Annotated in this window: 2 protein-coding genes; both read right to left on the reverse strand. The window is 38.3% G+C overall.

The features are described 5' to 3' along the window. Positions 1-49: 49 nt before the first annotated feature. Complete coding sequence (locus tag K5Q14_RS09720) at positions 50-862, reverse strand: IS3 family transposase (protein ID WP_220735501.1); 813 nt, start codon at positions 860-862, stop codon at positions 50-52. Between the two features lie 14 nt (positions 863-876). Continuing rightward, the gene (locus K5Q14_RS09725; RefSeq protein WP_147002126.1) at positions 877-1152 is read right to left on the reverse strand and encodes a transposase; all 276 of its coding nucleotides are present in this window, start codon (positions 1150-1152) and stop codon (positions 877-879) included. Positions 1153-1228 lie beyond the last annotated feature (76 nt).

A 1228-nucleotide genomic window follows, 5' to 3' on the forward strand; every position in this document is an offset into this window, starting at 1 on the left:
TGCTCATAAGTCAATAAATCGGACTATTTTTTATCTAGGGCTGCAGTGATTAAGCTACTTTCATTTTTCGATCGGCAATACTGATTCTTTCGTTGTTAAACCAATGAATATACTTTGCCACATCTAAAATTAGATGGGCAATTGACGGAAATCGGAATTGATAAATCATTTCACGCTTCAATAGTGAGTGAAAACTTTCAATTTTTGCATTATCGTATGGATGCCCTAGCTTTGAATATGAATGATCAATTTTGTGGTGATTTAACAAATTTTCAAAGCCAAAACTAGTGAACTGACTGCCCATATCTGTGTGTAAATAACTCGGCTTCTGATGTGTTGAAAACGCTCGTTGTAGAGTTGTGACCACTAGTCTTGTGTCCATTGTGGTACTGATTTGATGGCTTAAAATCTGATGCGTTCGTAACTCTAAAACCGATGCTAAATAAACCCACTGGCCATTGTTTAACTTTAAATAAGTGATATCCATACTCCAAGCATTAGCCGCTGGTAAATGTTTAATTAAGTTGGGTCGTTGGCTGTAATCAACTGTTGTCGTTGGTTTGTTAAATCGACGACTCATGACAGAGTAAATACCGGCTGCTCGCATTAAACGACGAATCCGATTGATGCCATGGTGTAAATTCAAATCAGCTAATGCTAATCTCAGGCGCGGTGCCCCGTAAGCCTTATAGTTATTTTGCCAAATATCCTGTAGCAAGGCTTTTAAAATAATGTCTTCGCGTTGTCGATTAGTCTCAACATAGTGAACCCATTCATAGTAGGTGCTTTTAGGTATTTTGAGCAGGCGAAGCACTGAAATGAGTTTAAAATGCTTTTTTAGCAATAACTGAACAATTGGCAAATGGGTCTTACGTTTTACTTGCGATGTTCGCCGAGCAAAACGGCCGCTAATTTTAAGATTTCATTTTCCTCTTTCAAGCGAGCCATTTCCTTTTGCATCGCATTAAATTCAGCACGAGTTATTGGCTTACCCTTAGCATCAGTGCCAACGATTTGGGCTTTTTTAACCCAACCGGTAACCGTTTGAACAGCCAAATGATATTCATTGGCTAGGGAATTGGCAGAACGTCCATCATTGTACAAGGCAACGATGGATGATTTAAATTCAGGTGTATATTTTCTTGTTGGCATAATAAAAACTCCTATACTTGATTATCTCGGATTCTACCCTAGAAATAAAGTAGTCCGGATTTTCAGTATACGAGCA

This window comes from Leuconostoc inhae (genome assembly GCF_019656015.1).
Lineage (GTDB): Bacteria > Bacillota > Bacilli > Lactobacillales > Lactobacillaceae > Leuconostoc > Leuconostoc inhae_A.

Bases quoted from the DNA above. Each gene is read 5' to 3' on its own strand.
- K5Q14_RS09725 (WP_147002126.1), bottom strand. From the start codon at position 1,152: ATGCCAACAAGAAAATATACACCTGAATTTAAATCATCCATCGTTGCC.